This is a genomic window from Rhodococcus globerulus, from assembly GCF_019334125.1.
GTDB lineage: Bacteria > Actinomycetota > Actinomycetes > Mycobacteriales > Mycobacteriaceae > Rhodococcus_F > Rhodococcus_F globerula.
On the sequence record NZ_CP079698.1, the window covers coordinates 5,958,569 to 5,985,366 of the forward strand.

Here is a 26,798-nt window from a genome sequence, read left to right on the forward strand (position 1 = left end):
TCTACCAGCGGATTCACAACGAAGTGAGGTGCGGATCTATGAAGGCAGCACGGTTCCACGGTCAGAAAGACATCCGAATCGAAGACATTCCCGAGCCCGAAGTGCGGCCCGGTACCGTCAAATTGAAGGTCGCCTGGTGCGGGATTTGTGGCACCGATCTCCATGAGTACCTCGAAGGCCCAATCTTCATCTCGGCACCCGGTCACCCGCACCCCCTCTCTCATGAGAACGCGCCAGTCACTATGGGGCACGAATTCTCGGCCACCGTCGAAGAAGTCGGCGAGGGCGTGACTGACGTCGAAGTGGGTGAAAACGTCGTCGTTGAACCGTATTTCGTCTGCAACGAATGTGCTCCGTGTAAAGCCGGCAACTATCACCTGTGCACTCAGATGGGATTCATCGGATTGGCCGGCGGCGGTGGCGGACTCAGCGAAAAGGTGGTGGTTGACCGACGTTGGGTTCACAAGATCGGCAACATCCCATTGGACGAAGCTGCGCTGATCGAGCCGTTGAGCGTTGCACACCATGCGGTCGTTCGTAGCGGCGCCCAAAGTGGCGACATCGCGATAGTCGGAGGCGCCGGACCTATCGGGCTGCTGGTCGCCGCAGTACTCAAAGGTCTTGGCGCAACAACGATCGTCACGGAACTCAGCGGTGCGCGTAAAGAAAAGGCACTGTCCAGCGGTGTCGCTGACTATGTCATCGATCCGAGCAGCGAGGACGTGAAGGCCCGTGTTCTCGAGATCAGCGATGGCATCGGCGCGGATATCGGATTCGAATGTGCCGGTGTCAACGCAGTGCTCGACACCATGCTCGACACCGTTCGACCCGCGGGAGTGGTTGTCAACGTTTCAATTTGGGGCAAGCCCGCGACCATCGACATGCAGAAGCTGGTCCTCAAAGAGATCGATCTGCGAGGAACAATCGCGTACGTCCGCGATCATGAAGCTGTCATCAAAATGGTTCAGGACGGAGTTGTCGACCTCGCCCCGTTCATCACCGGACGCATTCAACTCGAAGAGTTGATTTCAGAAGGCTTCACAACTTTGATCGAACACAACGACACAGCAGTCAAGATTCTAGTTCGTTCATAATTCAACAACCGGGAAATGCGGTGGGGACGTCATGTCTCCACCGCTCCTTGGTTTAGGAGGCTTCCCGCTCCTGCTCAACACACATCGCCGAGTATCGCGCGAAGGCATCGTTCAAGGTCAGGGACTTACGCTTGTCTCCGATATCGCGCGGCGGCGCCTGCCTGGCACATCGCTTCGCGTGCTCGATGACTGCTTCGCGCACGACGCTGGATATGTCCGCGCCCGTAAGCTCCCGGAGAGCCTCGAGAGCCTCCAGTTCCTCTGAATCAAATCTCACTGTTACCGATCGTCTAGCCACATTCAGGATGCTACGTCGAGTCACAGCAATATTGGGAGCTGGGTTCGAGCGACACCCGAAAACTCTTCTCGCCAAACGACTTGAATTCCGATCAGGCTGGTCTGAAAGCTGGGGAACACCAACTCTGTCGGTAGGTCGACGCTCCGATGGGCGATCTCTTCGACTACCCTGCCAAGGGAAAGCTAATGCACGAAAATGCAAGCATAACGAGCATTTGAGATTGCCCTGCGACCCCACCCTGACTTATGCTTGCAAAATAAGGCATAGGAGCGGCAATGAGTCAGCCACGTAGAAGTTCACCGACGCGCAGCAGTCCTATGCCTGAAATTGCACGCATAGGCGAGTTGTTTGCCGAACGCAGGGTCCAACTCCGACTCACCCAGCAAACTCTCGCCGACCTAGCCGGGGTGTCCCGATCCAGCGTTCAAGCGCTCGAATACGGCACCGGATCCGTGAAGCTGGCATCAATCGTCGAAATTGCCGACGCCCTCGGACTGCGCCTGCAGCCAATCACGATCGCCGAACTCGAGGCGCCTCAATGAGCAGCCCTCTCAGCACGACGCTGACGGACATCGACAATGCAGACGTCTACATCGACGACGTGCAGGTTGCCACCCTCACACGCCAAACAAACGACACGATCGAATTCGACTACAGCACGCTGTCATCGACCGGGTCATCGATCCGATCTCACTCAGTGTCATGGTCGTTGCTCGCGAATGGGCACTACCCCGTGGTCACCACCGGCGGTGCGGTTCCCCCCTTCTTCGCAGGCCTTCTCCCGGAGGGTGTTCGCCTCGGCGCGGTAGTTTCCTCGACCAAAACCTCGATCGACGACCATCTGACTCTGCTATTGGCCGTCGGCGCCGACACCATCGGAAATGTGCGGATCGTGCCCGCAGGTAGTGTCCCACCGGAACCGCAACCGATGTTTGCGCCGGAACGAGACGCCAACTTCCACAGCCTATTCAATCGCCTGGCCGGTTCGGTCGACGCAGATCCGCTTGCACTTTCCGGAGTCCAACCCAAGGTCAGTGCAAATATGTGGTCGGTACCGACAAACACTCCCTCTGGGCCCGCGATCCTCAAACTCACTCCGCCCGTTGGATTCCCACTGTTGTCGGAGAACGAACACTTTTTCATGAGAATGGCGGCAGCATGTGGGCTACGCGTGCCGACCACTCGACTTCTCCACGACGCCGACGGCAGGAGTGCGTTACTTGTCGAGCGTTTCGACCGCCGCGATGGCCACCGCATCGCTCAAGAGGATGCATGCCAAGTTGCCGGCATCTATCCGGCGTCCAAGTACCGGATGAAAACCGAGACTGCCATCACGGCGCTTACCGATGCCTGCGAAGCGGGCGGCGGCTCCAAATCTGCATCCACACTGGAATTGCTTCGCACAGTGGTCTTTTCATGGATCATCGGCAATGGAGACTTACACGGAAAGAACCTGTCGATCTACGCGCCGAACGCATTGTGGCAACCGAGTCCGGCTTACGATCTACTCAGCACTCAGCCGTACACCGGCTGGAATGATCCGATGGCGATGAACCTGTACGGGCGCGCCAATCGCCTGACCCGCGCCAACTTCATCGACGCCGGACTACGGCTCGGACTTCGCGAACGCGCGGTAACCCGAATGATCGACGCGCTGGTCAAAGCTGCACACGGCTGGGCCGAGCGATGCACCGAGATCGGATTCGATGCAAGGACAACAGAACTTCTCGCCGGCCTTCTTCGCCATCGCCTGACAACACTGATGTGACAACTACTTCGATCGGAGCTCGACGTGAGCATTGACCACGTAATTTCAGCAGTCGGTAGCGCCGACGCAGAAAAGATCAAGACCGCGCTGTCAGCGCTCGCTCAAACCTCAACTGCCACGACGACGCTCGTGATCGACGGCGTGACAATCGACGTCCCGGCCTCAGTGGGCGATGCCGTCGTAGCGCTGCTGAAATACCTCGCCAACGGTGACAGTGTTGCGCTCGGTGCCGTTGCCGAACTACTCACGACGTCTCAAGCTGCGGAGATTCTCGGCGTCTCGGACACGTATGTCCGCAAGCTTGCCGATGCCGGCAAGCTCCCGATCGAGCTACGCGGAACCCACCGCAGATTCCGACTCGACGACGTCATGGCCTACCGCGAGCAGTTCCCCAAGCGCTCCTAGCTCTTGGTGTACATACCTTCGATTTCCTTGGAGAACCGGTCGACGACTACGTTTCGCTTGATCTTGAGGGTTGCCGTCATCTCACCGTCTTCCTCGGTGAGATCCCGATCGAGAATCACGAACTTCTTGATCGACTCGGCATGCGAGACAGCAGAATTGGCGTCATCGATCGCCTTCTGCATTTCTGCCCGAAGATCCTTGTCGTCACGCAGTTCAGCGACGGTTGCTTCGGCGGGCTTGCCGTTATCGGCCTTCCACTTCTCGAACACCTCGGGATCAACCGTCAGAAGTGCCGTGACGTAAGACTTTCCATCGCCGACGACCACTGCCTGCGAGATGATGGAATGCGACCGAATACGGTCTTCCATCGGGCCGGGTGAAACGTTTTTGCCACCTGCCGTCACCAGAAGGTCTTTCTTACGGCCGGTGATGGATAGGTAACCGTCGCTGTCGAGTTCACCGAGATCGCCGGTGCGGAGCCAACCGTTGTCGAAGGACTCTTCGGTGGCCTTCTCGTTCTTCCAATAGCCCTTGAAGACCACTCCGCCGTTGAGCTCGATCTCGCCGTCTTCGGCAATGCGAACTCCGTTGCCGCCCATAGGCTGCCCGACGGTGCCGATCTTCTGAGCCCCGGGAATGTTCACGCAATGCGCTGCAGTGGTTTCAGTGAGTCCGTAACCTTCGTAGATCGGAACGCCGAGCCCACGGAAGAAGTGGCCGAGTTCCGGGGTAAGTGCACCGCCGCCGGAAATGGCGAACCAGCACTCGCCGCCGAGTGCTGCGCGCAGCTTCGAGTACACAAGCTTGTCTGCGACAGCATGCTTCGCCTTGAGCACCAGGGACGGGCCACCGGCGTCGAGAGACTGGCTGTACTCCTTGGCCGTTGCTTCTGCAAAAGCAAAGATTGCACCGGGAACCTTGCCGCCGGATTCCGCCTTCCGCGCCGCACCGTCGCGAACCTTCTCGAAGACCCGCGGGACGCCGAGGATCGTATTGGGCTTGTACCGCTCGAATTGCGTTGTGATGTTCGAGAAATCAGACCAATGCGCCTGCGCAGCACCAGCTTCGAACGTCGCCAAGGACACTGCACGAGCAAGTACATGGGCCAGGGGAAGGAAGGTCAGAACTCGGTTCCCCGGAACCGCGACCTTACCGATCGACGCAGTCAGAATGCCGCGCACCTCGGACAAGAAATTCCGATGAGTGAGGATGCAGCCCTTCGGCCGGCCCGTCGTTCCGGATGTGTAGACAAGCGATGCAAGGTCGTCAGCGCGGATACCGTCGAGGCGCTTCTTCAGCTCGGTTTCGTCGACGTCGATGCCCTGCTTGGTCAGCTCTGCCACAGCGCCGGCGTCGATCTGCATGACAGCGCGCAGGCTAGGGGGCGCATCCTGGAACAACTGCTCGTGCGTCCCCGTCTCCACGATGGCCATGACGGACTCGGAATCCTCGAGGATCCAAGCAACCTGGCCCTTCGATGACGAGTCGTAGATCGGAACCGTCGCAGCGCCGGCCGCCCAGATGGCGAAGTCGAAAAGCGTCCACTCGTAGCGAGTGGCCGACAGAAGCGCGACGCGGTCCCCTGGCTGAACACCGGCGGCAATCAACCCGTTTGCCACGCCCATGACCTGCTCGGCAAATTCTTTCGCCGAGACGTCGACCCACCCGTTGCCCATCGGCCGCGAGAACACCGTGAGGTTCGGGGTGCGCTCGGCGTGAGTGAAGACTGTGTGCACCACCGACTCGTTGTCGGAGATAGTGAACTGGGCTTTGGCGCTGTACTCACTCACAGGGTGTCATCTCCGTCGGTCTGCGATTCTGTGCTGATTCTGAAGCGGTGAAGTGCACGGGCGAATTCCTCGATCTCGGACTCAGTCCAATCGTGCAGCCTGCTGACGACTTGGTCGAGTCGACGCGCGTCGGCGGCGTCGAGATATTTGCGACCCTCGTCAGTGAGGTGGAGCGGATTGCCCAAGCGAACGGGTCCCGGATCGGCATACACCCAGCCTGCGTCGATGCATCCACGCACTTGGCGCGAGATGGTCGAGCGGTTGACGCCGAAAACGTCGGAGATCTCTGTTGCCCGGCAGCCGTCATTGCGGCCGATGAACGAGAGGAACGAGTGCTGCGCGATGGACGGCTGATCGTCGGAATGCCGATCCCCCGTCATCAGCTGTCGCGTCAGATGCACCAGCTCGTCATGGACGGACGGCGGCCCGGTGAGCGACATTGCTCCGTTGTGTTGCACTGAGCAACTATAACGCCGACCCCTGTGTCCGACGCAATATGACCGCCGCCACCGACAGCAAGTGCGTCGGTGGCGGCGTGAACAGCTAGACCAGATCCTCACCGTTGCGGCGAGCAGTTGCCCAATCCTTGAAGAATCCCTTGCTGATGACTCCCAAGACAACCAGCACCAACGCCGGCCAGATCAGAACATAAATGGTCAGTAGAGCTGTACTCATTCGTATCCCTTCCACTTGTCTCGACGGTTACTTTCCGGACGCTCCCACAGCAGGAAACTCTTCCTCGTCGAAGTCTCCCGTCCGCTGCTTGATCAGTTCGAAATCGAACGTCTCACGCTGATTGACGGACATCGCAAAACACACGACGGTACTGACGGCATAGGCCACCAAAGATCCGCTGAGCGTTGGGTAGTCGTGCAGGAAGCCGATCGCGAACGGCGCGGACAGCACGATCGCCAGGCCACCGACGATCTGCGCAACCTTCAGACCGAAGAATCCAAATGTCATGAGCCCCAGCACCACTCCGATACCGACAACGGCAACGATGTCGGAGAGTATCCCGAACATCCCATCCATCGGCACCCAACTGAATCGGACGGGCAAGAAGGCAGCAAGAGCCACCAGCACCGACACAGTGAAGGCTTTGTTGGTGACCTTGCCCCAGTAGAAGCTCGCGATAACCGGGAACACCAAAGCGCCCCACAGCGCGCCGACGAACACCAACAGATCCAGAATGCTCAATTGCAGACTTGCCAAGGAAATAGCCGCCGCCGTCGCAACAATCATCGTTACTCGGCCGATAAGCAGCATCCGTCGAGGGTTCGCATTAGCCTTGCCGGCGACAGCCTGGCCGTAGACGTCGGTCATCACGATGGACGAGAGTGCAGCAAGGTCCGAGTCCGCCGTCGACGACAGCGCGCCGATGATCATGACAAAGAAGACAGCAAGCAAAATTCCGGGCAGGTACGACGCGGCCATCTGCGGAATCAGGTTGTTGACGTCACCATCAGTTGGCTCGATTCCGAGGTACAGCGCGAGAACACCCAGCATTCCGACACCGATGACCGTTGCGCCGTATCCCACAGTTGCGGTGATGAAGGTGGGCTTGATCAGGTCTTCGCGGACCGCGAAGAGTCGTTGGGCGATGGTCTGGTTGCCGATTGCGTAGGCAAGAACTGCCGCGATGTACGGCGCACCCTGTTCGAAGAAGGCAACGCTCGAGAAGAAGTTGCCCTGCTCAGCAGTGAGGTTGCCTGCGCCGGATTCGAAGGCCGCCGGGAACCCAGCTGCGAAGAAGATGAACGGCACCAAAACCGCTACCGCACCGAGCATTCCGATCAGCTGAACGAAGTCGGTCAGCACCGAAGCACGGAAACCCGACCACAACGTGTACAGCAAAACGCCCAACGCGACGATGAACACACCCTGAATGAAGTTGAACGGCGAAAGCAACGCGATCAGCAGACCACCAGCGAGGAAGTTCGACATCAGACTGATGAGACTGCCGACGATATTGGAACCCGCGAGCATCAGCTGACTCGAGCGTCCGTGCCGCGCGTACATGACCTCGGCCAGAGTATGGGCTTTCGGTGCCACTTTACGAATTCGCTGACCAAAGGGATAAATGAAGAGAATCATCAACGCGCCCCACAAACCGTAGTGAATGGGGCCGGAGATTCCGTAGGTGTAGCCAGAAGTGGCGGATGCGTACATCGACGACGCCCAAATCCAAGTGGCCGTCATACTCGCGGCCGAAACACCAAATCCTAATTTGTTTCCGGCGGTCATAAAACCGTCGGCATTTTCCTGCTTCTTACCGATACGAAGAGAAATCAGAAAAGTTCCACCATAAAAAGCAACAAGCAGTGAAACAATTACCAAGGTACTGAACTGGACCATGTCGGACCCCGTCACATGCCACATCCTTCGCACATAATCGGCAGAACAACGCGCAAAAACCCCTGTTCAGGATCTTTGCGCTTCGCTTCTGCACGCCCTAGGAGCGACCGTCATACCAACACCGGTCACATATTCAATTGACTAGCAACACGCACTTCGTCTTTTCCGAAACCCAACCTCCACAAAATAAAATCTTCTGCGCAAGCTTTTGGCTCGACCACGCAATTCAACAACTGAGAATCGACCATAGCATGATGGCAATTTCGAACAAAAACTCCGATATTTCTCCACCCGAAAATATTCGGGATTCCGTCGCCGAAAAATCGTGCGCTTCCAGCGCGTATAACAACTCCGCATCGATTGAAATCGATGCTCGATTCGATCGATTAACTACTTCGATAGGACCATCCGGGCAAACCGTCGGCCCCACTCGGGATCGGCGGAAACATGCTGGTCCAGCGGATTGGAGACAATCGCCCCGATCATTCGCAGGTACAGAAGAGTGTCTCTCACCATCCACGTCCAATCGTCGTCGCCAAGTCGTGTTCCGTCTGTTGTCGACCAACCCAACGCCGTCAGGCCCTCGATCATCACTTCACTACGTTCGGACTCCGACAAGCCGGCAGCCAACGTAAGGAACAGAATTCGGCCGGCTTCCTGCGCCAGCTCGCCCTTTCCCAACGGCATGGTCATCACGATATGGCGCCACAACTCGCCTTCATACGCAATCACCGACGCACCGAGGCGGGTAAGAATCAATGTGCCTCGGAGTTTTCGGACCAATCTCAGGGTCTTGGCGACTTCAACAAGTACTGCTAATTGCGAGTCACTCCCTGCCGCGGCATCGATCCACTCACTGTCCCAATCGAGTTCGTCTCGGGCAGACGCACCAAGGTCCGGAGGCAGGGCCCCGGACGACGCCAACACAATCCCTCCGCCTCGCGCAGTGTTCAGTAGCCACAGCAGCTGGCGGGTTGCTCCCTCACGCATCGTCTCGAAGTAGTTGTCATATCCGCCGCAAAGTTCCGCTTTGGCAACTGCGGCAAACAGTTTCGGCGCGGAATGAACCGACATACGGCGTAAGAACTTCTCGAACAGCGAGCTGCCCACGGGCGGTGACTTATGCAGTGCCACCGACGTGGTGACTGCCGCATTGGACTCTGTGAGAACAAAACGTTCGGGATCGAACAGCCTGGTACTCACCTGCGCGTTCAGGAACTCGAGATACCCGACTGGACCGCCAGAATCCTCCGGCGGGCACGCTCTCGCGCCATCAAGACAGGATGGCGCAGAAATCGGCTGGTCTTCGACAATCTGCTCGAGAACCAACGTGTGGCTCCACCTCGCGCGGACGTTGTACTCGTATCGGACGTAGTCCCCTACCCCGGTGACCGCCTCGTCGATCCGGACTTCGTCCTCACCAAACTCGTCTTCCTGATATCCATCGCGCTCGATCGCCTCTCGCGCGATATACCGATCTGGGCCATTGCTCGTTGAATGATGGACGCTCACCCACTGATGTGCGTGTTGATCACCCCATCCCATGACCGCCTGGACGATCGAATGCAGTTGGTCGAGTTCGATATTCGACGGCACCGAAAACCGTCGCCAAATGGGTGGCGCGACGCAATCAAGTTCGATCCGCATGACAAAGTTCGCCACCTCCGGCCGTCGACGCTGATTCCGCATCTGCCTCGGCGTACGGACGGTTTGTGCCGCTTGAAATGCAGGCACCAAACGCAGATGTGAAGCTCGTCGAACTCGCTGACCCGTCATTTGTGGAGACTAGATCTACCTACCGACAAGCCGAGATACTCACTGCCACAACGCTGCCGGATTTGTCGGGACCCGAGTCACGTCGCTCTGCGCCGGCGAAGTTCTACTCAGCGCCCGTCGAAAGGGACACTATTGGATGATCCACTAAGCGGACAAGAGTGTGCGCCGACTACCGTAGACCTGACACCCACCGCACGAAAACAGTGCCCAGCGCCTGCTCGGACTGGCACGGAACATGAGGATCCATGAGCGACCACGACACGACCGCCGACCAGCCCCTCCACATCAACGGCGCCATTGCCCTAGTGACGGACGAGCGCGACGAATTGGTTCGCCTGTGCGTTCAGACCCTCGCCGAACTGCTGGGCAGCGAGCCCGACACCGACGATGACGGCGACATTGTCGTGCCGGTTCACGGGTTTGTCGTTTACGTGACGGTCGCGGATGACGGCCCCCAGATCAACGTCTGGTCCTCGGTCCTCACGGGTCTCGGGAATCCCGCCCATGCTGCAACCCAGCTGATCGAACTCGCACAGGAATGGCCGCGCCTGCGCTTCGCCTTCAGCGGCGACCACCTGCTGGTCTCGACGATGCTCGATGCGGACCCCTTCGCCCCGCAGCATCTCCTCAACCTGGTCGACGAGGTTCACGCCTTCACTCACGAGCTCGACGACGATTTTGCTGAATCCTTCGGCGGCACCCTCGACTGCGACGAAGACGACGACAGCTACGCCGGCGAATGCAACACCGGTGGCTGCGGCGACGATTGTGACTGCGATTGCGGCGATGACGCCGACGGTGAGCCTGGCATCACGGCAGTCGCCTCGACGCCCAGCAAGTAGCTAGCGGCCCACGATTTATATTGCGCGCGTGCATCTCTGCGATTGCAGGGGTGTACGCGCGTTGACGTTTGTCGTCGCTTGCAGGGACTGCCGGAAGCGACAGAATCCAACCTTCGACGGCGAACGCTAATTCAGTCAATACCGTGAAGTGCAAGCGCGGCTACCCCACTACGGTCGCAAAACGTGCCAGGATCGCCACATGCCGATCGAAGACGCTGGATTCGAACCGCCAGAGGCATGCGTTTACTGGTGCCAGGCAAGAACTTACGATCTGCATATCCTCGACGACGAAGCCAGCGTCGACCTCGACTGGTGGAACTCCCACCTGCGCGATTCCGAGCACGAGATTCAGCTACGCGGTCGAAACGACGATGGAAAAATCGTCACCGAGGAAATAGCAACCGTACAGCGAAATGACCTTCGGCCTGGCAGCGAACTCATTATCGCGACCCACGACGGTCTCGGACTGCTATTTCTCTGCGCGGCGTGGCAAAGCGCTCACCGGGGACGTCGCTTCAAACGCCGATTTCCCGACGTATTCGGCGCACCAATCGCGAAGGGCGAGGATCCGCTACAGCCGATCAAGTCCATCCTCGATTACTGCTTGAAAACTCGCACGTTGCCAGCCATCCACCGCGGCACCTGGTCAGGGTGGCCGGTGACACCTGGCGTTGGAGTTTCCCTCCTTGCTGCATTCATGTGGGCAGCGGAAGTATCAGAGGCAGGTGGCCGTGCCCAGTTGATCGACCAATTCGGTGTCTCGACCCTGATTCACGAAGGCTGGCTAGAAGATCCATCGGTCAGCGGTTTCACACTTCGCAGGTACCACCGCTACAACGAGTTGCTCAATTCCTGGGCAACGACGGCCCAGGCACGCCCCGAGCTAATCGAGATGTGGCTCGTAAAACGCTGGACTGCCCGGGTACAGGAAGCTCGTCACGGCGAACGTGCGATGCCTACGCTGTTCTGAACTCCGTCTCAACAGGCACACAATTACACGGGACGTCAGTCGTCGACCCCGGCAAACATGGGCGAAGAATGGAACACCCCTCGACGTCGGCCATGAATACGCCTGCGGTACAACATTTCCACACACAACGAGATGCCCATCTGGGGAGAATTCTCAGGTAACGAGTTCCAAGAGGAGCGAAACCTGTCCCAGAGAGATGGGCCGGGCGGATCGACGCGATACCCAACGACGCAACGCCAAGACTCGGACAAGGCACTGCTAGATTCAATGAGGCAAAAATCACGAGAATTGACGGGGAGAATCACAGATGGCTGGGGTCGACGACAAGAAACTTCGGAAGCGCTTTCAAGACAAAAAGGTTGACCCCGTCATCACGGAAATCCGGTTCCCTTTATACAAGGCACTCACGCCCAACCTGACAATTAACTTTTCTTTTCCCATCACAGCCCTGGTTGGCCCTAACGGTTCAAATAAGTCATCCATCCTCCACGCACTGTACGGCTCGCCGGGCGGAAAGAGCCTCTCTGATTTCTGGTTCTCGAGCGCCATGGATGACATAGATAGCAGATCACTGAAGCGCGCCAATAGTGACACACTTCAGCGATTCATCTATAAATATAGAACCCACATCGGAAATCGCACAATTATCGCAGAGTGCCGAAAAGCGCGAGGTAGTAAACCATATCGCCAGTCCGAAATTCCTAAAGCATTTTCAAATAAGAAGGATCCAGATTACTGGGAAACCACCAAACGTGTCAAATATGATGGGATGGCAGAAATACCAACCGACGACCTGGGCCTGGTAGATCATTTGTCGGACACTAAAACGCGATGGAATGCAATCAATAAGGAAGTCGTTTATCTAGACTTTCGATCCGAGCTATCGGCATACGATAAATACATGTACCATGCTGCATACGACCGATGGACCCGCATTCCAAATGGAAAGAAATTTCGCGTGCTAAATCAAGCCCTTGGGCTCGCGCGGTCCTTCAATAAAGAAAAAACACTGGCGGACACTACCCGAATAATTGAAGACGTTCGCGAATTGGAACCTCAAATTGTCGAAGAAATATCGAAGATACTCGGAAAAGAATTCTCATCAATCAAGATTATAAAACACACTTTCTACTCGTCAATAGGATATTCAGCCAAGCTCACCCTCGCTGGGTCCGAATACTCTGAGGCTCACGCCGGCAGCGGGGAATTTGCGATAGTTCGATTGGTAGATGCGATTTCAAATATGGGAGAAAATGCTCTTCTTCTACTCGACGAACCCGAAGTATCCCTACATCCAGGAGCCCAGAAGTACCTCCTCAGCTACCTGAAGGCACAGGTGATCCAAAAGGGAACACAGATTGTAATCTCGACACATTCACCGTCTATCGTGGAGGAACTCCCACCTGATGCGATTAAATTACTGGGCGCAGACCCCTCGACAGGCGACGTCTCGTTAATATCAAACGAAACGCATCATACTAACGCCTTCTTTCACATTGGGCATGTCACCGGCCTGACAAAGAAGCGAATAATGGTCGAAGATTCCCTAGTGAAGGAAGTACTTCTTTGCGCAATTCGATTGAATTGCACGGAGCTTCTAGGGACGATTGATCCTGTCATATTTCCTGGAGGGTCAGGAAATCTAATAAAATATTCAATCCCCGCCCTCGCACTGTCCCAATCATCAGATACGGTACTTCTTTTGGACGGTGACCAGCGCATAGAAAATGCAGATTGGTCCCTAATTGACTCTCTGCCTACAACTCCAGAAAATCGAAAGAATTGGGAAGATCTCGCGACTAGCCTGCTTGGTTGTGTACCTACTCATTTCGCCGACACTAGAGACTCAAAGGTGGATGATTCGAGTGTAGCAATCAATCTTCAGACAATTCTGAAGTGGAGCCGTCAGAACGTCTTCTACCTCGACGGCAAGGTCCCTGAGGCAGCAATATTGAGCGAGACCGAGGGGACCTCGATCGACATGAGCACAGCGGAATCGAAGGGTCGATTCGTCGAGATCGCACGAACCACCTACAACCTTTCGCAAAACGAGGCAGTGCCAGCACGGGATATTCTGTCCGCACAGCGGATTTCGTTGTCCAAGCTAGGCAAAGACAGCCCTCTTTTGAAATCAGCATTTGCGGCGATAGAAGCAATTCGTTAGGCCGCAAGTCCCAGACACCCCTCACCGCAGGCTGCAGTGGCGTCGATGAATGGCACAGCTAGGTCCCCCGAAGGTCGTCGTTCGGGGGACCTAGCCAACTCACGATTGTTACAATGCTTCTCCTACAAGGTCGGAAATCTTCCCTGTGCCGAACAGCGCCAGTTGCTCCCGGGCGCGCGAGCCCGCGACATAAAGAATCCGGCGCAGCTTTAGTTCCCCTTGAACCCGATCCACCCCGGTCAACCTCTTGACATAGAAGGGCGGGAATTCGCCTTCACCGAGCCTGCACATTGCGACAGCACGAAACTCCAGCCCCTTCGCCCGGTGCATCGTCATCACTCGGACTGCGTCTCCACTCTTGTCCTCGTCTGAACGATCAGTCACGATGACGCTCTGAATACCCGAGGATTGGAGCGATTCAGCTAGGTCTTTGACGCTGTCTTTGTCCAACGCGAAGACTGCGATGTCGGAGAGATTCAAGCCTTCGCCGACCCATTTCTGAACCTGGGCAGCAAGACCGTTGTTCTCATCCGCGATGTTTTTACGTACGAGGACCTCAGGCGCAGGCCCGCCGAAGACTGACCGCGCACCCGCGAGGGTGTCCGCTGCCAGATCGAGGTCGTCGACTTCAGTGTCTGCGACGCCCAAGCACCATTGCAGAATTTCTTTCGATGTTCGGTAGTTGATTGTGAGGCGACGCGATCGGCCTCTCGTCTCAATTCCGAAGCGAGAGAGCGGTGCCGGTCGACCGTAGATGCGTTGGTGGGCGTCACCAACGATGAACATGTCGTCGCTATCCGCAGGCACCAACGCTCGTAGCAGCTTCCAATGGGCAGGATGAAGATCCTGCGCCTCGTCAACCACTACATGTCGATACCCCAGCTGGTCCCGGAGCGTCGAGTCAGACAGCAAAGTTGCGGCTGCTTGAGAGGCCAGCTGTGTGAAGGTCATCAGACCCTGGGACCGCATCAGACTTTCGAATTGCTCGATCACCTTCCAGACATCAGCGCGCTGAGGCCGGCTCAGACGCTGACTCCGACCACTTCGGGGCACCCTGAGATAGCCGGCTTCATCGACAATCGCGTTGCCCAAGACAACCTGCGACCATTCATCGGCCAAGAAAGTGGCATCCCAGGTTCCCGTGGCAACCAGTGCAGCGGAAGACCACAGTTCTCTCACCTCGGAACTATCGGACGACACAAACTTCGTGTTTGCGACTGCAATGCGTCCGGCATCCGATGCTGTGACAACGCGCCGCGCCAAGGCGTCGATGTTGACTACATCAACTCGATCCAGGACCTTGGGTCCGGCCAGCTGTTTGAGCTGGGATTCAATTGTCCGAGCAAGGTTCTTGGTGAATGTAGTGAACAGAACCTTCGTCACGGCTTCTTGCGAATCTAGCTGTCGAGCAAGGAATCTCGCGCGGTGAATTGCCGTTACGGTCTTGCCTGTGCCAGCTCCACCCGTAACACGGAAGGGGCCGTTCCAACCCTTGTGCGTCGCGAGTTTGCGCTGAAGTGGATGCAGCCACACGCGCCACTTCGCGAAGTCTCCTTCGAGAACTGCCCGAAGCTCGTCTTCATTTTCACCATCGAAGCTTGTGAAGCTCAGTCGTGACAGCGGTCGTTGCAGTGCAGCGGAGAGATCCTCGACGTCGACTTCACCAGGCTCGTCAACCACGAGATCTGCCCACACATCATCCGGACTTTTGCCGTACACCAAATCAAGCACAGCACTGCCTTGCGACGAAGGGAGTGCAGTAACAATGGATTCCAGGGTGTCCTCGTCGGACACCTTCTTCAACTGCTCGGCGATCTCGGATTCGACGCCAAATCGTTCCAGGTCCTTCTGACTGACCTTCGCAGGCATCAAGGGTTTGACGGTGTCGGTCGCCTGCTGAACCTGTCGCGCTTTGTCCACTGCTTCGTCAAGGGCCAATGAATCGAACAGCTCGGCAGCGCCAGTCTTCGGATTGACCTGAAGCGTGAGCTTGCTGGCGTACTCGTACGCGTCGTCATGCTTCTTTACTGCGACGAGGTACAAGGTGCTGGTTTCCGAGTCATCCCCTGCGGCAATGAGAACAGCACGATAGTTGTCAGTGACTCGGGCAGTACGCACGTGCTTGGTTTTTGCGAGCTTCGGGATCTTGAAATCCAACCCGGTTGCATCCGGATCCTGCTGCAGCTTCACCATGAAACTGAGCACACGACTGCGCACGCTGCCGTCGAGGCTGTCATAGGAGTCTTGAAACAGGTCATGCATCAGGACGTGTGTCTTCACTTGCTACTCCCATTCACGGCATTCTCCAGATCGCGGGCAAGCGTATCCGGAACGTTCTCGTCCTCGACGGTTCGTACTGTCCACCCGTCCTTCGCGAGCCATTGATCACGGTCATCGTCAATATCAACGACGACGGCAACCTTTGCAGCGGGCCATGCAAGTTCTACCTGCCAGATACTTTGATCTGGGCCCACTTCTGCACCAGCTTCTGGCACATCCATGGCGGCTGCTGCCATGATCTCGATCAGCTTCGCAAGGACTGGATCTGTGTAGTCCCGAACAACGGCCCATTCAGGCGCCAGCTCGGCAATCTGGCCGGCGGTCACGGATTGCGCAGGAGCCGACAATGGAATATGCGACTGCGCCAACGGATCAACGGAACGTCGAGTCCATATCTCCACCATTCGCATCGGCATTTGATGTCCAAAGCGCGGCAAGGTGAGGAACTGCAGAACGTTCGCCCATCGCAGCCAGTCACGCCATCGCGCCGCGTGCTCGGGACCACCAACCTCTGTGTGGCGGTCGTCCAGCACGCTGAGTACTCCCGTTGTGGCAACGTGGTTCGCGGGATCGGCAACCACGATCAGCGGTAATCCACTCAAGCCGTTCCGGGGCACCAGCATTACGGTTCCATCTGATTCTGAATCCGCCTGGGTGCCACTGAGGAATGAATTCAGGCTCGCATCAAAGCTGCCTGGTTTCACCTTAATCAATGCGTCCGATCCGTGTCTTCCCGGATTCACAATCGCAAATACGGTTCCTTGCGCGCCATCACCCCACACTTCTGCGTCGGGATCAGCCAGGTACTCGATCAGGAAGTCGATCGGGTTGCCCCACAACAGTTTCAACCGTGGGTCGTCAATACCAACACTCGCAGCATTCTGTACCTGTTGGTGGACGAGGTCCGGCACTGCAGCCTTCAGCGAATTCGAAATAAAGGCCTGAACATCATCCCAGGATATCGACCACACTCGCCGACCATCACGGCGTAATGCATCGCGCTTCACCGCATCGTCGTCGGTTCGGTTGTGCTCAACGCTCGCATGGAATTTCGCGCCGTCCAGGTAGACTGCAACGTCGCACCCCTGCGCGTCGCTTCGTGTCAGGAGGAAGTCCGGTTGCGTCGCAATCGATCCTGCTTTGACGTCAACCAGCGGTCGCATACGCCACCGCCGGGGCTCTCCGTCGGGATTCGCGAGTCGCAGGTCAAGCTCTTCGCCCTTGGAGCCAATCGCGGCTTCGATTGACCATCCTTCGCGAGACGCGATCCGTTCCTTGAGTGCCTCCCGGAACTGCAGTTCCAATTCACTGAGTTGAACTTTGGCTATGTCAACTGTGCTGACGGTTTGGATCTTCTCGACATCCCAATCTTGAAGGAAGTTGTCGAGCAGTCCTAACGCCGATTCTCTTGATGCATTGGGCATTTCACGGGACTGAAGGACTCCGTACAAGCATCGGTGGCACGCGGCACGGCCTTCGAGTCTGCACGGGCATGCCGCAAGAACATCCCGCGCGAGGGTGAGAATATGCCGCAACCGTTCAGGCTGCCCGAATCGGTCTAGGTAGCCGGTGCCGCCAGGGACAGTGTCATGCAAGACGAGGAAACGCCTCACCGAACCCGTACCGTCACTCATGCTCGAGGAAACAACCGCAAGGTGCTGGGGGTCGCCACCGAAATCACGTCGCAGACCGAGTAGCAACGCTCCCTTGAAGGACGTCATCGTCGTCTCGAAATGCAACAACGAAACCGGCAGCAACAGCCGGACAGCCTGCGTTTTCAGCTCATGAGAGAGCAGCAGCTTCTCCCATTTTTCAGCTGTGCCCCGCCTGGTCGCGCAGTAGCCCCGGTGGCGGGCCTTATCCTTTTCGGTCGCTTTCTTGGCCACAACGCCGCAGTGAGAACACGTGGTGAATCCTGCTGCCGAGAGCGTCTCTCCGGCAATGATCATCTCGTTGCCAGGGATATCACCTAGCCCGACGTTGATCGAACGTATTACCGCAGACCGCGCGTACTCGGCGCCGAAGACCGTCTCTTTCAGCTTCCATGCGTCGACGATGTCCGCGGGGTCGATATCAACCCCGGTGACGCGCCCGAAGTACGTTTTGGTTCTGTCGTCAGCGTCCTCATCAATCAGAACATCGTCGAGACGGTGCACCGCTGATACCCGCTGCAATGGCAGAACCTTATGCACTGCACCGGCGTCGGTCACTGCCGAGCTGTGGCATCGCGGACATGCGGTCAACGGCGCCGACGCGTTAGTTGTCCCCCATCCGCAGGACGGGCACAACCTGGCGTTGGCCCACAGCGGTTGCGAAAGCGGCCCGACGTCAACGGCATCAACCTCCACGCGCTTGCCGCTGGCATAGAAGTACGCTCCCGGCGCCAACTCGGTGAGCGCGCTACTGCTGCTTCGTTGGTAGGTGAGGTCGAGTGCTTGCGGCTCTGGGGAGTCATTCTCGTTTGCGGTCCACCAGAGGTGCACGTCGAGCGTGGTGGAATCGTCGAGCAGGTTGTAGTTCGGTAGTAGGCCTACCCCACTCAAGCCTGTCAACGTCTCCTGACGTCCGCGCTCACGTAATTGATCGCCAAGTGCTCGCGACTCTCCCATACAGCGCTTGCGGTCATCCTTTTGCTTGTCGTCAAGATGACCATGCTTGTCGATCTCCGCCACGGTTTTGGCGAGATCGTTGAGACGACTGCGAATTTCGTCAGAATCCGTTTGCCACGCCAGTGCTACTCGCGCCGCGCTCTCACGGAGCCCTCCGCCAGCGAAGTCCTTCACCGCGGACTGTGCTTCCGGCACAAGCTTCTTGCCGAACAGCCCAAGGAACTCTGAGCTCAGAGAGTCAGCGTCCGCAGTCGCAGCGTCGATCACAGCACGCAACCACGCTCCATCCGCCATACCTCCGCTCAACGCTGCGCTGAGCTTGGGTGGCATCACGGGTACGACGCCAAGACCACCAGTTGCGAGGCGGTCTAACGTGAATGCGAAGAACTGCCGATAGAGCAACTCCGTCGCATTGAGGTACGCACCGGGCGGCAGCACCTCACCGGCGAGAAGGTGGCCTGGCTGGGCAAAGTAGTAGAGGTCACGGGGCGAGCTGGGCACGGCAGCGAGAACGAACGCATTGCCTGTCGAACGGCCGGCACGTCCGATCCGCTGAAGATAGCTCGCGGTGGACCGTGGCAGCGAGGCTAGTGCGACGGTACTGAGATCGCCGATATCGATACCGAGTTCCAGTGTCGGCGTACACGCAAGGATGTTGGGGTCAACAGGCGAGCCACCGCTCTTGAAGCGCGCCTCCACTTCCTCTCGCTCTTCCCTGTCAAGCAGCCCGGTGTGCTCCGCACTGACAATGCGCCGGATGCGTCCCGACTGATACATCTTCCGGTAGAAGTTTTCGGACTCCATCTCAACTAAACTCAGAGTGCCCGGGCACCGCATTCGTGGGCACGAAGCCCCGGTCCACAGTGACTGCCGCTGCTTCGAGCTGGGCTGCACGTGATGACAGATCGGGCACTGCAACCGAGCAATGTCGTTGGGGTCCAGAATGATCCGGTCCGGCGTGATGCCGTAAACCTTGGATCCCTTTTCGCCACTGCGTCGTTCGAGTGGCCCGTCTTCGCTTGCGAGAGTGTCGATCACGTCTGCGAGTAGCGCTCTAGCTTCAGGCGCTGTCACTCCAAGGCACCGCCTCGTCCAATCGGTCAGCCAGGACTCACCCCGCGGATTGACTGCCATGAAGTCTGTGTCGCCAGCCGCACCGGTGGTCAAAAACCCGGGAGCAGGTCGCCCAAGCGGGAATTTAGGCATTCCCTCAGCACTACCGCCCCAAATCGACCAGCGTCGGCCTTCATCAAGGATGTAGCGCGTGAGCCATTGGTGGTAGACACCGCCGTTCACCCGAACATGCTCCAACAACCCCAAGATCCAGATGTCATAGCGAGGGCCGCCCACGGACTCAGATTCAAGCTCGAGCTGTTGTGGCCTCTGGTCAGGTACCTCAAGACTTAGCTGACCTGACGGTCCCCCACCAAGATTCAGGCTCAGCTGTGGCAGGTTCTGGTGAATGTCGTGAGCGCGCTGCGAAAACAGCAGCAGATCGACGTCAACATCGACGGCCATCGCGCCAGTGAGCTCGAGCGTACGACCCACGCGGGCATTCAGCCCTGCTTCCAGTTGCGCTTGGAAGGCGATCCGCACTCCCAACAGTTCACGCATCCACCCTTTAGGATCGTTCTCCAACCACGCGCCGTCGACTCCCGTACGACGTACAAAGTCAGGCGGAGTAATCGAGTAAAGCTGATCGACGGGAATGTCGGCGACAAGTCGATCGGATGTGTCCTTGAGAGTTGTCCGTTCGCCGTGCGTCGCGCCCAGCAGAGCGGATCGAAAGTTGAATTGGAACGCGCGCCCCTCGATGAATGCCGCACGGTGTGCGGCGTCCTGCACCGAATCGGTGAAAACGAGGGTCTTCTTCTCGCTATCGGCGAGAAGAGTGGATCCGAACTCACTGGTGAGCCCAACACTCAGGAGGGTGGCGACACTCGATCCCATGAATCGGATTGCGTTCTTCGCGCCGCACGAGGGGCATGTCTGATCGAATGCCGCCTTTTCGTCTGGAGTGCAATGGACCGCAAGCGCATTCGCACTCGGGACTGACCCGATTTCAAGGGTATCTGGGTCGAGATAGCTGACGCCTTTATCACTTTCGTCGGCTAGGAGCAGGGCACGTGTTTTGAATCGGGTGGTCAGCCTGGCACTGTCTCGCCAGATTGTGACGGGATCATGGCCGAGCTCGTCACCGAGTTCTGTTGTCGTTGCAATCCATCCGGAGTGTCCGCACACGCGGCAATGTGCCGCGGGCAGAAACGTGCCTTCGGTTGGTAGCCCGTCATGCCACCAGTCAAATCTGGTTTCGCGACTGAGACTTCGGAGCATGCGGGTAAGTTCCCGTACCCACAGCTGAACCTGGACGTTGATCATCGGCCGCAGGTTGCCGTTGTCGTCCTTGATTCTCGCCACGGACATCAACGCAAGAAACTTGAGCAACGCCTGTTGCACCTCGAGAGGTTTCGTCGAGTTATGCACCCCCCACGGGAGGACACCGGCCTGAGTGATCCTCGTGACCGCATCAGCCGGCGTGAGGGGCTCACCACCAAGAGTGTCGATCACGACGCGAGTCAGGAAATGAGTCCGCAGAGTTTCGCCAATTTCTACCGGGTCGGCATAGTCAATCTCAGCCGCGTGCGCGCCAGGTTCCGCCGAGGGCTGAAGCACGGCTCGCGCCAACGGTTCCCATGATCCGGCGACTGAGGCATCGACCTCAGGAGCATCCCGAATCGCCTCGACTGAGGGTATCTCTAGCCCAAAGTCGACGTGCGGCACAACATCCGCAGCGGACAATGACGTTTCGGTGATCAGCGATTCGGGTGAGAACTCGGTACCAAAGATCGTTTCAGCGAACTCTCGCAGTTCATCCGAGCGAGAACCTCCACCAAGTGTCGCAGAGGTTGCGACTGGAGTGATGCGGCCCAGCGGCCGTCCGGCCTCCGCCACGCCGGTTCGTGCGCCGAGCCTGCGGATAAGCATCGCCACATCGGTTCCCTGAGCCCCGTCGTAGGTGTGAAACTCGTCGAGCACAAGGTACTGCAGGGTTGCTGCAGTGTTGTCCCACAATGGTTTATCGCCTGAGCGCAGCAACAAAAGATCAAGCATCTTGTAGTTGGTAAGCAGGATGTCGGGCGGGTTTTTCCGTAGCTCGTCGCGGTGGTCGACCAGCTGGTTGCGGGTGCGAGTTCTTCGCCGGCCCTCACCACCGATGTATACGCCAGCCGTGACATCACTGAGCTGAGGATCGTCGTGGAGATAGTTCGCCAAGCGACGAGCCTGGTCGGTGACCAGCGCGTTCATCGGGTACAAGATGATCGCTTTGATCCCGCGCTCTCCGCGAGCGGCTGATCGCCGGGCATGGTCAAGCAGTGGAACGAGGAAGGACTCAGTTTTACCTGAGCCTGTCCCGGTGGTCACGATCGTCGGCTGCGCGGCTCGTCCATGCGTTGATAGTCGATCGAATGCCTGCGCTTGATGCTGAAAAGGTAGGAACCCCTTTGGCATCCATTCCAGCGGCGATTTCCAACTCTTTTCCACCTGTTGGTATGGCGTGCGGAGCTTGAGGTATGGCCCACGGAAGATCCCAGTTTCGGGATCGCGTAGGAACTCGCTGAGCGCCTTGCCCGCGTTGACATCTGCCAGCGAGAAGGTGGTGGACAGGTACTCCGTAATTGAGTCCCGCGTTTCCTCTGCCAGCAGCGAGGGAAATGTCGGTGCGGCGTCCTTAACCATCTAGCCCAAGCCTCCGCTCAAATTCAGCGTAGGCAGTGCGCATCTCAGCTTCGCGGTCAGGTTTGTAGAACCACGGTTCATCGTGGTTCTCGTCCGGAGGGAAGGGCTTGTAGCGATCGAGGAGGTCCCCGCTGTCATTTCCATCAAGATATGCCTGCAGCAGTTTGTAGTCTTCCTTCTGCTGCTTAACGCCTTGCGCGTGATGATCCTTTGCGATCTTTCGCCCCTTCGCATCGAAGTACATCTCATACTCATATTTTCGCAGAACAGGAAACTGGGCACGGAACATCAACGCCAGATGCTCGGCTGAGAGTCCCAGCATTAGTGCAGCCAACGCATCAATCTCGACCAGCGCCGCCCGCCGTTCGAAATCGGACCTAAGTGGAGTTTCCATCTCCCATATCGATGCACATATCCCCATTTCTGATATATTCGGCATCGCCGATGTCCATGAATCCTTCACGAAGGACTCTCGATAGAGAGCCTCAAAAAGGTCGCCATATTTTCGTGTCAAACAATTGAGACGAAGTGTGCGCAACAACAAGAAACGTGATGCGGGATGATCAAGAGGCGATGGAAACCTATCGATCAACTCAGCTTGCACATGGGTCTTGCCACTGACCTTAACCAGATAATCCAAGGGCAATGAAGACCACATTCCCGCAGTAAGAACTGTATTCAGAGCGTCCGCCGCACGCGTGGAATTCGATCCATCAAGCGCCTCTACCGATCCAACAAAACTTGAATGCACAGTATGCACATGAGCGGTACCTGGAGAAAGCATCGCCGAATGCAGTGATCTTTCGAGACCTGGCTGGGTCATGGCTCTCCAACCAACTCGCCAGTAGTCCGTAGCCGGACGCCCTCCCCACACAGGGATACCTGCCTCATATGTTTCACGACTCGTAGCACGATGGTAGTTGGTCCGAGGAATTACTGAATCACCGAGCAATTCGAGGTCCCAGGCCGAATAGTCGCCTTTGCTGTTGCAGAATTCGTTAGGCTCCTTCGCGAAGGGGTTCCCAACAGTGAAGTGCGGGCCCTGAAAAACAACTTCATCCCAAGAATCGACATACCCCGTTTGCCACTCGACAAGACCATCTTTCTTCGCCTTATCTTCTTCGAAGCAACGCATCCATTTGTAGCCCATGTCAGCAAGGCGCTGCGCCTGATGCGCAAACAGAGACAACACCTCTACATGCTCATGCGTCAGCGGACGAACTAACCGAGCCCGTGACGCACACGTACCAACCGGATCGAATAGTAGAGCCCAGTCACGAAGTGTCTCTTCGCCGATTTGGATAACGCGTGATCCGTGTGAGCGAAGATCACGCTCACCCGAAGGATATGCCATACCAGGAATTTCATCCGATCCCACACCAGATAGACTCCCATCGATAGTCGAAATCGACTGAAGATTGGTCATCATATTGAACGAAATTGGCCCGGCAGCAGAATAGATGTGAATACCAAATGTTTGCGACGGGCTGTCAACTCCATCGAACCACCGATTAGCCTCAATAAAGTTAAAGTAGGTCGTGAGCCTTGAATAAGTTTCGGCTCGAAGATTCCCTGCCTTCGGATCGGTCAAATGCCCCTCGGGGTGCAAGAGACCAACAACACCTCCGCCCTCCGAATTTCTCCAGGCTCTCTCCATGAAATTTGTATAAAGGTTGGTCTGCACTCCTGCCAACACTGGATGCTCCAGAGCCGACCCCAAATGCGCCGCGGTACCCGCCCATGACGACAAATCATCGAAGTACCGCTCTCGCACCAATCTCTCCTCTAGCAAAACGATTCGTCGCGCCTTAAATGTCTTCTCGGGAATCTTCTCCTGCAAAAGGAAATACGGATCAGATTCCGCAAGCGCTACATCGTCCCTCCACACAGGCCGCACCCATGGGGGGTTACCGACTTGCAGATCGAAACCGCCGCGCTTGAAAATATGTGCAAAGTCCAGCTCCCAATGGAAGAATCCTTGCTCGTCCGCGATGCCTCGTGCCGTTCCGAGCCACTCGTGCTTCGAGAGGAGGTTTGGCACCGACTGCATCCCGTAGAAGCCACGCTCAAGTTCATCCATCTTCGACAGCTGATCGAAACGCTCGACTGTCTCATGGAACATACCCTGGTCTTCTGCACCCCTGCGTACGCCATCAGCGCCAAGGAGACCTTCGAGCGCCTTCGTCCATGCGTCCAGATCTGGCGGACCTGGATGGTTGTCCTCATCGTTGCCAGAATCCTCGACCGATCCTGTCAAAGGCCAGAACCACATCGCACACCAAACGTCCATCGCCAGCCTCAGGCGCATGTACGGCCCCTCTGGATCGAGCAGCTCAGATTCAACTTGTTCACGACTTACCGCTGCGGTGATTGCTGAAAGGTCAGCTCCCCACACGTTAATCTGCCGCGAAACCTCTCGTTCGCTAATCTCGAGGCGACGCATCGCTAGCTCCCACAGCCGTTCCACACGTCGCGACAATGCACGCAGGCGATCGAGTTGCCTCGCACTAGGCTTCTTCGTCACCTCAGCGCGCCACTTCTTTAGCGCTGCAGCAGCTTCCGGCGCCAGCTCTTTGGCTTGCTTTGCGTCAGCTACGGCCGCCCATCCATCAGCAGGCAGAAGGAAATGGTGGATCTCACCATCACCAATAGGACCTTCAGCCAAAGGTCTGTCAATCGGAGGTGTCTTCAACCAGCTTTTCTTCGCCCTCCCGAGCGAGGTGAAATCGTAGGTCGCGCGGCGCGCCCCGATCAAAGAGTTGCCACGGCGAAGGTGCAGACCGAACCACGGCGCTTGCAGCCCCTTGTGCATGACATTGAGCCAGAGCGACACCTCCGCAAGTTCAACAGCAGTGGCATTAAGGTCCACACCGTAAGCGCGATGAAGCGCCAGGTAGGCCTTCACCTTCTGTAGCTCGGTCGCATAGTCCTCCGGCTGAATGCGGTCGCCTAGTTCATCCTGGCGGCGGGTCAGATACTCAGCAGAAAGCTGATTGATTGCCTCGTTCAGAAAGGCGCCACTACCGAGCGCTGGCTCACAGATCCGGTACTCGAGAATCTCAGCGGCAGTCGTCTCGTCCGTGATCAATTCGGCCAACGAATGCTTAACGACAGTCTTGGTCAACACTTCTGGGGTGTAATACGAGGCACTACGCTGGCGATCACGGCCTGAAAGTCGAAAAACGTAGCTGCCCTTCGGATGTCGAACGATATCCTTGCGACCCGTCAGGCGATCCTCGCGCCAAACAACATCGTCAGCATCGTAGTCGCCCGACTTGGTGGACGGCACGAGCCATGAGCCCTTGTCCGCATTGCCATCCTTCGCAACTTCGACCATATCGCCGTCGGCGATCAGACCTGAGTAGGACATCAGGCCCTCGTAGACGGCACCTAACTGGTTGATACCGAGCTGCGCGTAGGAGATGTAACCACGTTGCTTGTTTTTGTTCTTCGAAGGCTTGGACAGGAGAAGCAAAGTCAGCACTTCTTGCAACACCTTGTTGCTGATCGTCGCATCGTCAATCAACGGCGTACGCGCAGGATCGAATAGGTCCGAACGCATCGCCTCGAACACGAGTCCGTCGCCATTTCGATTCTCAGCGCCATGCCCATCGTTGACGAGCCTGAACAGCAAGTTCAGAGACTCATGCAGGTGATGTCCGCCAGCCGATTTTCCTGTCAGCGGCACCTGGGTGATTTCACGCAGGCGGTCAAGACCATAGCCGGATCCGTACTCGGGTGCTCCAACAGGCAGAATTCCAAGCTCTGGGCGTGCTTCAGCGAAGAGTAGGAACAAGATTCGATACAGAAAGCGCAACGACTGGATCGTCAATTCCTTGGGAAGCTCCGGAATTCCATTGACCGGCCTGCCAGCGACACGACGTTGATCGAGAACCTCGTTGGCGATCTTCTCGATCGAAATACGAAGGCCCTCACGAAGATCTTCGCTGACACCTACTGCATGCTTCTCGGAATCCTCAGTAAAGGCGTCCAGCGCCGTCTTGCCGTCGTCATTCGGGAGCAACACATCGGCAGACCAGAGCCCCGCATGGTGTGCGAGCTCGCCGGTTGCCTTTTCATCGCGTCGGTCCAATGCCGTTGCAATATCGAACGCCAGGTATCGGCCTTCGGACCAGCGAGCAGCGTCAGTCAGGAGCACGACGCTGCCCGCAACCACGAGGAGATATCGCGGAGCGTGGTCACTAACAAAAAGCTGCGTGACAGCTTTCGATACTGATCCCAGCAGCTCTGTCGTTGCCCCCGTAATCGACAGTTGCAGAGGGGAAATCAACTCCGCATCGGCCGAGAAGAGCGAATCCGCATCGAGAGTCGGAACAGCCTGCAGAATATGCAAAGCGTCGGTTGCGGTAGCACTGGCGAAGCGTCCCAACAATGGGACGGCAATCGGGGTTTCACCCTGGAAAGTTTCGAGAACGGTTTCGGCACTATCGAAACCCACAGCGCTGAGCAACATCCCGTGAAGTTCCGTCACTGATGTGTCGTAATCCGGCTGAGTCGGGTCGGGCAGTTTGCCCAATGCAGTTAGATAGCTACCGCTGATCGCCGACAGCCCCTTCATGGGAGTGTCCTTGCCCGGGGAATCGAGTTCCTTCCAACCCTTCGCCAGATCCTTCAGCTTGTTGGGGAAGACTTCGGCGAGCCAATGCTCAGACAGATAGTCGTTGACGTTGGAGACTGAATCGAACATT

Annotated in this window: 16 protein-coding genes; 7 read left to right on the forward strand and 9 right to left on the reverse strand. The window is 57.2% G+C overall.

Translation table 11 applies throughout. The annotated features are described in order from the left end of the window. Positions 1-38 precede the first annotated feature (38 nt). A complete protein-coding gene (locus KYT97_RS27240) occupies positions 39-1,094 on the forward strand; it encodes a 2,3-butanediol dehydrogenase (RefSeq protein WP_219111188.1) in 1,056 nt (351 codons plus the stop codon). A 52-nt stretch (positions 1,095-1,146) separates the two neighbouring features. On the opposite strand, the gene KYT97_RS31215 is transcribed toward KYT97_RS27240, so the two are convergent. Further along, positions 1,147-1,629, reverse strand: coding sequence for a ribbon-helix-helix protein, CopG family (locus KYT97_RS31215; RefSeq protein ID WP_342393898.1), 483 nt, complete (start codon positions 1,627-1,629; stop codon positions 1,147-1,149). 38 nt (positions 1,630-1,667) lie between these two features. Between KYT97_RS31215 and KYT97_RS27250 the strand changes: the two genes are divergently transcribed. The 3 genes from KYT97_RS27250 to KYT97_RS27260 are packed head-to-tail and all read left to right on the forward strand — an operon-like array spanning position 1,668 to position 3,565. Next, positions 1,668-1,934, forward strand: a complete 267-nt coding sequence (locus KYT97_RS27250; RefSeq protein WP_033236027.1) for a helix-turn-helix domain-containing protein — start codon at positions 1,668-1,670, stop codon at positions 1,932-1,934. Continuing rightward, positions 1,931-3,160: a type II toxin-antitoxin system HipA family toxin gene (locus KYT97_RS27255; RefSeq protein WP_219111191.1), complete on the forward strand. Its 1,230-nt coding sequence runs from the start codon at positions 1,931-1,933 to the stop codon at positions 3,158-3,160. The genes KYT97_RS27250 and KYT97_RS27255 overlap by 4 nt, the downstream gene beginning before the upstream one ends. Before the next feature lie 24 nt (positions 3,161-3,184). Further along, the gene (locus KYT97_RS27260; protein WP_033236025.1) at positions 3,185-3,565 is read left to right on the forward strand and encodes a helix-turn-helix domain-containing protein; all 381 of its coding nucleotides are present in this window, start codon (positions 3,185-3,187) and stop codon (positions 3,563-3,565) included. Here KYT97_RS27260 and KYT97_RS27265 read toward each other — a convergent pair. The 5 genes from KYT97_RS27265 to KYT97_RS27285 form a co-directional block, all read right to left on the reverse strand. Next, positions 3,562-5,355, reverse strand: coding sequence for an AMP-dependent synthetase/ligase (locus tag KYT97_RS27265; RefSeq protein ID WP_172936824.1), 1,794 nt, complete (start codon positions 5,353-5,355; stop codon positions 3,562-3,564). The two genes, KYT97_RS27260 and KYT97_RS27265, sit on opposite strands and share 4 nt — an antisense overlap. Further along, entirely contained in the window at positions 5,352-5,813 is a 462-nt protein-coding gene (locus KYT97_RS27270) for a MarR family winged helix-turn-helix transcriptional regulator (protein ID WP_245005934.1), read from the reverse strand. The genes KYT97_RS27265 and KYT97_RS27270 overlap by 4 nt, the downstream gene beginning before the upstream one ends. A gap of 85 nt (positions 5,814-5,898) precedes the next feature. Then, entirely contained in the window at positions 5,899-6,030 is a 132-nt protein-coding gene (locus KYT97_RS27275; protein WP_003941363.1) for a putative transporter small subunit, read from the reverse strand. Positions 6,031-6,057: 27 nt separating this feature from the next. Further along, positions 6,058-7,710, reverse strand: a complete 1,653-nt coding sequence (locus tag KYT97_RS27280; protein WP_179300873.1) for a sodium:solute symporter family protein — start codon at positions 7,708-7,710, stop codon at positions 6,058-6,060. A 390-nt stretch (positions 7,711-8,100) separates the two neighbouring features. After that, the gene (locus tag KYT97_RS27285) at positions 8,101-9,357 is read right to left on the reverse strand and encodes a plasmid pRiA4b ORF-3 family protein (RefSeq protein ID WP_219111194.1); all 1,257 of its coding nucleotides are present in this window, start codon (positions 9,355-9,357) and stop codon (positions 8,101-8,103) included. A gap of 374 nt (positions 9,358-9,731) precedes the next feature. Between KYT97_RS27285 and KYT97_RS27290 the strand changes: the two genes are divergently transcribed. The 3 genes from KYT97_RS27290 (at position 9,732) to KYT97_RS27300 (ending at position 13,462) form a co-directional block, all read left to right on the forward strand. Continuing rightward, positions 9,732-10,328 carry a T3SS (YopN, CesT) and YbjN peptide-binding chaperone 1 gene (locus KYT97_RS27290; protein ID WP_219111195.1) on the forward strand — a complete coding sequence of 199 codons (597 nt, stop codon included), beginning with the start codon at positions 9,732-9,734 and terminating at the stop codon, positions 10,326-10,328. A 199-nt stretch (positions 10,329-10,527) separates the two neighbouring features. Continuing rightward, positions 10,528-11,298, forward strand: a complete 771-nt coding sequence (locus KYT97_RS27295; RefSeq protein WP_219111198.1) for an 8-oxoguanine DNA glycosylase OGG fold protein — start codon at positions 10,528-10,530, stop codon at positions 11,296-11,298. 307 nt (positions 11,299-11,605) lie between these two features. After that, positions 11,606-13,462, forward strand: coding sequence for an AAA family ATPase (locus KYT97_RS27300; RefSeq protein ID WP_219111199.1), 1,857 nt, complete (start codon positions 11,606-11,608; stop codon positions 13,460-13,462). Positions 13,463-13,570: 108 nt separating this feature from the next. Here KYT97_RS27300 and KYT97_RS27305 read toward each other — a convergent pair whose 3' ends face one another. The 3 genes from KYT97_RS27305 to KYT97_RS27315 are packed head-to-tail and all read right to left on the reverse strand — an operon-like array spanning position 13,571 to position 26,797. Beyond that, positions 13,571-15,742, reverse strand: a complete 2,172-nt coding sequence (locus KYT97_RS27305) for a UvrD-helicase domain-containing protein (protein WP_245005935.1) — start codon at positions 15,740-15,742, stop codon at positions 13,571-13,573. Then, a complete protein-coding gene (locus KYT97_RS27310; RefSeq protein ID WP_219111201.1) occupies positions 15,739-22,089 on the reverse strand; it encodes a DEAD/DEAH box helicase in 6,351 nt (2,116 codons plus the stop codon). The genes KYT97_RS27305 and KYT97_RS27310 overlap by 4 nt, the downstream gene beginning before the upstream one ends. After that, on the reverse strand, positions 22,082-26,797 hold the full coding sequence (locus KYT97_RS27315; RefSeq protein WP_219111204.1) for an Eco57I restriction-modification methylase domain-containing protein: 4,716 nt from the start codon (positions 26,795-26,797) through the stop codon (positions 22,082-22,084). The genes KYT97_RS27310 and KYT97_RS27315 overlap by 8 nt, the downstream gene beginning before the upstream one ends. Position 26,798 lies beyond the last annotated feature (1 nt).